Raw genomic sequence first — 5,869 nt, forward strand, 5'->3', positions numbered from 1 at the left:
TCTTGTTCTCAGTATAGACAGTGTTATACAGATGTATGCGGAAAGTGCTCTCGAAAAAGGTATAAAGAAGACAGGGGCCAAAAGAGCGATGGCCATTGCGGTGGATCCTTCCACCGGGGAAATTTTGGCAATGGCTGCAAATCCTAGTTATGATTTAAACGACCCTTGGAAACTGGATGAAGATTTTGCAGAAAATTTCAGTTCTGATTTTTATACGGAAAAGAACGGGAAAAAGAAAAAGATGAGCGAGAGTGAAAAGCTCGCTATGATGTGGGATAATCCGAATATAAGTTTGAACTACGAGCCGGGGTCTACCTTTAAACCCGTTACCGTTTCGGCGGCATTGGAAGAAGGTTCTATTACCAAGTCTTCAAGATTTTATTGTAGCGGATATAAGGTTGTTGCCGGTACAAAGATAAGGTGTGCGGTATATCCGAATGCTCACGGAAGCGAGTCTCTTGCGGAAGCGGTTGCCAATTCGTGTAACCCTGCGATGATGGAAATTGCGATGCGTATGGGACCGGATGTGTTTTATGATTATATATACAATTTCGGGTTTGGTTCCAAGACGGGTATTTCTCTGGGAGGAGAAGAAAGCGGTATAGTTCCCCCAAATGAGAACGTAAATATAGTCGATTACGTTACAAAGGGATTCGGACAGGGGATTTCAACCACTCCTATACAGATGATAATGGCTCTTAGTTCTATAATCAATGACGGATACTTGTTAAAGCCTCAGTTGGTAAAATATGTTACCGAAGGGGAAGATAACGAGATAACGACAAGTTATGACAAAGAAGTAGTAAGACAGATTATATCAAAGGACACCTCAAAGACCATGAGGAAATACTTAAGAGGGGTTGTTACGAAATCCGATGTATTGTCAAAATACGATTCTAAAACCCTTAAAATGGGGGGTAAGACAGGTACTGCTCAAAAGATAGTTGACGGCAAATATTCTCACTCAAAATATGTTACGAGTTTCTTTGGTTTTGCTCCGTACGACGATCCGAAAATTGCGGTTATAGTAATTTTGGATGAACCTACAAACGGAAGTTACGGAAGTACCACGGCAACTCCGATTGCATCTGAGATACTCAAAAATTCGGTTAATTATTTGAATACAAAATCTCAAAATTCAAGTAAGGGAATAAAAACCCTAAACAGCAAAGTGACGGTTCCCGATGTAAGAGGGAAGAGCTTGACGGATGCAAAGAGTCTGCTTGATTCTTTGAATATAAAATACAAAATCACATATAAAAACAAAAATCAAAAAGATGGGGTTGTTGTAAGTCAAAGTGATGTTCAAAAAACTTACAAAAATAAAATAACGCTTGTTGTGGACGATGTTTCTTCAACGACGGTTACGATGCCTGATTTGGAAGGTATGAGCGTTCAGGGGGCGAACGAAGCACTTACCAAGCTCGGGCTTACGATGGAAATAAAAGGCGGGGGAATTGCGACAAAGCAAAGTATCAAAGCCGGAAAAACGGTCAAAAAGGGAACGAGAGTTACCGTTACTTTTGAATATGTTAAGTAAATTGCGTAAAAATCTTTTAACTTATCTTGTAAAAGTGATATAATAAGTCAGATATTAAAAAATTTGAGGTAATATATGTATAGTATTGATATATCAAAATTGGAAAAAGCGGTAAACGGCAAAATTATACATAAAGGTAAGCACAATACCGTAAGCGGAGTTGTTATCGACAGCAGACTTGTAAAAGAGGGAGATGTTTTCTTTGCTCTTGACGGTACGGCTCTTGACGGTCATGACTTTGTGAAAAAAGCCGACGAAAAAGGTGCGGCTTGTTGTATAGTAAAAAGATTTACAGAGCAGACAGAGTGTTTTCAAATACAGGTTGAAGATACTCTCAAGGCTCTTTATGATATGGCATTGAGTTATAAAAATGAGTTTGATATTCCTTTTGTGGCACTTACGGGAAGTGCGGGAAAAACATCAACAAAAGATATGGTTGCGGGAGTGTTGTCTAAAAAATACAATACTATGAAGACCATAGGAAACTATAACAGTACGACGGGAGTTCCTCTTACGTTGTTTAATCTGAAAAAGGAAAACGAGATTGCCGTTATCGAAATGGGAATGAACCATAAAGGCGAGATAGAAAAGATAAGTTCTTTGGTTAAACCTGACTATGCAATGATAACGAATGTCGGCGTTACACATATAGAAAACCTTGGAAGCAAGGAGAATATATTTAAAGCAAAGACGGAGATAACAAAGGGACTCAAAAAGGGCGCAACCCTTGTGGTCAATGGAGACAATGAGTTCTTTAGAGATTATAAAAACGATGATTTTAAAGTCGTTAAAGTAGGTATAGAAAACGGAGATTTCAAAGCGTATGATTTGAAATTTGACAGAAAGGGCGTTTCTTTTAAGGTTAGCTGGCAGGGCGAAGAATATTCTTTCAATGTAAATATTCCCGCCAATTACAGTGTATACAACGGTCTTTTTGCCATATATACGGGATTTCACTTCGGACTTGATTATGAGCAGATAAAGCAGGGAATTTTGGAATTTGTTCCAAGCAACAACAGAATGCGTATAGAAAAATTAAAAGATTTTACTATTATAGACGATACGTACAATTCAAATCCCGACGCTTTGAAAGAAGCTTTGAGTTTACTATCGAATATCAGTGGCAATAATAGAAAAGTAGCCGTTTTGGGAGATATGTTTGAGCTTGGGAAAGAAAGCGAGCGGGAACATTACGGATGCGGAAGATTTCTTAAAGAAAAAAATATAGATTTGCTTTTGGCTTTGGGAAAGGACAGTTTGCATATCGTAAGAGGTGCAGTTGAAAACGGATTTGACGAAGAGAGAGCCGTATATTTTGAAAGCAAAGAAGAACTTATAAAAAATATAAAAAGCTATTTATCCAAGGGGGATTATATATTGTTTAAGGCTTCCAGGGGAATGGCGTTTGAAGATATAGTGAAAGCAGTTAAAGACGGGGGTAAAAATTAATGGTATATACAATTCTTTCCACTCTGATTTCATTTGCAATAGTAGTTTTATTAACACCGAAATTTATTCCTTTTTTACAAAGACTTAAAATGGGGCAGACTATAAGAGAGCTTGGACCGAAAAGTCACTATAAAAAAGCCGGAACACCGACTATGGGGGGACTTGTTATGATGCTCGCCATTCTCATTACCTGTGCTTTGTTTTTTACAAAGGCAGACGGAGATTTGGTGTTTGCGTTGTTTGTGACTCTTATTTTCGGGCTTATAGGATTCTTGGACGATTATATTAAAATGGTTCAAAAAAACAGACTTAATTCTGAAGGCGGGGTTCTTGTTCCATATCTTGGAATGCTTCCGATACAAAAGTTGCTTTTGCAGTTTTCGGCAGCAGGTGCGGTAGCCGTATATGCGGCTTTTCATCCGACTATAGGAACGGGGGTTTTGATACCTTTTACCGATCTTACCTGGGATATGGGGATGTTTTATATTCCTTTTGTTATTATAGCGATAGTTGCAGTCGTAAATGCGGCTAATTTGACGGATGGCTTGGACGGTCTTGCTTGTGGTGTTACGATGATAATACTGGTATTTTTCTTGGTATTTTCCCTCGCAAACGGATTTACTTCAATGAATATTTTTTCAGCAAGCGTGATAGGTGCATGCTTGGGATTTTTATGTTATAACGCACATCCCGCTTCCATATTTATGGGAGACACGGGGTCGATGGCACTTGGCGGTGCGGTTGTTATAATTTCGATATTTACCAGATCGGAACTTTTTATATTGATTGCCGGAGGTATCTATTTTATAGAGGCATTGTCTGTTGTTCTTCAAGTTGGATACTTCAAGAAAACCGGGGGCAAAAGATTGTTTAAAATGGCTCCGATTCATCACCATTTTGAGCTTTTGGGGCATCATGAAACGAAGATAGTAATTTGTTTTTGGATTACAACCGCTGTTTTGGTTTTGATATCTTTATTGTCCCTTCCTATAATGTTTAACTGAGGAGATATTATAAATGAATTTAAAAGACGGAACATATATGGTTGTCGGAGGGGGAAGAAGCGGTGTTTCCACTGCGAAATTCCTTTCGAAATCGGATAAAAAAGTATATTTGACGGATACTAAAGAATACGATGATATAGCAAAGCTTGGCTTTGGAATAGACGGAATAAAAGATGATAAAAACATAACTTTTCTTCTTGGCAGGCAGCCCTACGAAGAAGAAATAAAAAAATGCGAAGCAGTAATAGTATCTCCGTCGGTTCCTCCGAAAGCTTTTCCCATAACCTGTGCGAGAGAGAACGGAATACCCGTATACAGCGAGTTTGAATTTGCAAACGGGTTTTGCAAAGGATACAAGGTTGCGATAACGGGTACAAACGGAAAAACCACAACGACTACTTTGGTAGGCGAGATTTTTAAAAATGCAGGATACGAAACTTACGTAAACGGAAATATAGGAGATGCTTTTATAAACGATGCGGATAAGGGGGATGAAAACAGTATATACGCCCTTGAAATAAGCTCGTATCAATTGGAAATGACGGATAAATTCAAGCCGAATGTGGCGATAATGACAAACATCACTCCGGACCATCTTGAAAGACACGGCACTTTCGAAGAGTATGTGAGAGTAAAGGGCAATGTGTTTTTAAATCAAGACGAAGACGATTATCTTGTGATAAACAAAGAAGACGATATCTTAATGAATTTAAGCAAAAGAGCAAAAAGCAGGGTTCTTACTTTTACGACGAAGAGGGACGAACAAGCTAATGCTTATTTGAAAGACAATGAGATAATCATCAACTTTGAAGATAAAGCATATCCTTTGATAAATATAAACGAATTAAAATTATACGGTCTTCATAATGTAATGAATGTTATGGGGGCGGTGCTTAGCGCCGTTGTTAAAGGAGTTTCGAAGGAGAGTATAGTAAATACCCTTAAAAATTTTAAAAGTGTCGAGCACAGAATAGAGTATGTTGACACGGTGGATGGCATAGAATATATAAACGATTCAAAAGGAACAAACGTCGATGCTACCATAACTTCCATAAAATCCATGAAAAAGAACACTGTTTTGATGCTTGGAGGTTATGACAAAAAGACACCTTTCGACAGTTTAGCCGAAAACTTAAGTGATAATATTAAATGTATTGTTCTTTACGGTAATGTAAAGAATAAAATAAAAGATACCCTGGACAGATACGGATACAAAAAATACTGTGTCGTTGAAGGGGATTTTTACGCAGCCTGTCAAAAAGCAAGAGAGCTTGCAAGTAGCGGAGAGAGTGTTTTGCTTTCTCCCGCAACTTCCAGCTTTGATATGTTTGACGATTATGAGCAAAGGGGAAGGGCGTTTAAAGAATACGTTAAAAATCTGAAAGGATAATCTAGCTATATGAGAGAAGCAAGAAAAAGCAAGAGGACGATGGATTATTGGCTTCTTCTTACGGTAATAGGTCTTACCGTTTTTGGTATTATTTCAATTTTTTCAGCCAGTATGTATAATTCGGGGATTGAAGGAAGTCCCTTCTCTTATTTTATTAAACAACTTATATTTGCCATAGTGGGAATAACACTCATGATAACCATATCGAACATAGACTACAGAAAAACCAAACGTTTCGCACCTATTGTTATGATTGGTGCAATTATTCTTCTGGTGCTTGTTCTTTTCGTTGGGGTTAACGTTAACGGGGCAAAAAGATGGATAAGTATACCGGGAGGTACAATACAACCAAGCGAGTTTAATAAAGTTGCTTTAATACTTTTTATGGCATATTCTTTGGAAAAGAAGAAAGAGCTTATCGGTACTTTCAGATACGGAATACTTCCTTATATGGGACTTGCAGCTCTTGTGTGTGGGCTTATAGCT

At 38.0% G+C, this 5,869-nt stretch carries 5 protein-coding genes; all 5 read left to right on the forward strand.

The window, feature by feature from the left end; all coding sequences use genetic code 11:
• Positions 1-1,540 (forward strand): penicillin-binding transpeptidase domain-containing protein (locus QZ357_RS08970; protein ID WP_290776346.1); only part of this gene is annotated, 1,540 nt, incomplete at its 5' end.
• Positions 1,541-1,615: 75 nt separating this feature from the next.
• Positions 1,616-2,989 (forward strand): UDP-N-acetylmuramoyl-tripeptide--D-alanyl-D-alanine ligase, encoded by a 1,374-nt coding sequence (murF, locus tag QZ357_RS08975; RefSeq protein WP_290776348.1) that lies wholly within the window; start codon positions 1,616-1,618, stop codon positions 2,987-2,989.
• Positions 2,989-3,993, forward strand: coding sequence for a phospho-N-acetylmuramoyl-pentapeptide-transferase (mraY, locus tag QZ357_RS08980; protein WP_290776349.1), 1,005 nt, complete (start codon positions 2,989-2,991; stop codon positions 3,991-3,993). Before murF ends, mraY begins: the two co-directional genes overlap by 1 nt.
• Before the next feature lie 13 nt (positions 3,994-4,006).
• Entirely contained in the window at positions 4,007-5,383 is a 1,377-nt protein-coding gene (gene murD / locus QZ357_RS08985; RefSeq protein ID WP_290776351.1) for a UDP-N-acetylmuramoyl-L-alanine--D-glutamate ligase, read from the forward strand.
• A gap of 9 nt (positions 5,384-5,392) precedes the next feature.
• Positions 5,393-5,869, forward strand: a 477-nt coding sequence (locus QZ357_RS08990; RefSeq protein WP_290776353.1) for an FtsW/RodA/SpoVE family cell cycle protein, incomplete at its 3' end; no start/stop codon positions are given.

Source organism: Anaerofustis sp. (genome assembly GCF_019420015.1).
In the GTDB taxonomy this organism is placed as follows: domain Bacteria; phylum Bacillota; class Clostridia; order Eubacteriales; family Anaerofustaceae; genus Anaerofustis.

What these genes read in the sequence shown, in the direction of transcription:
- murF (WP_290776348.1), top strand. Translation starts at nt 1,616, where the DNA reads ATGTATAGTATTGATATATCAAAATTGGAAAAAGCGGTAAACGGCAAA.
- murD (WP_290776351.1), top strand. Translation starts at nt 4,007, where the DNA reads ATGAATTTAAAAGACGGAACATATATGGTTGTCGGAGGGGGAAGAAGC.
- mraY (WP_290776349.1), top strand. Translation starts at nt 2,989, where the DNA reads ATGGTATATACAATTCTTTCCACTCTGATTTCATTTGCAATAGTAGTT.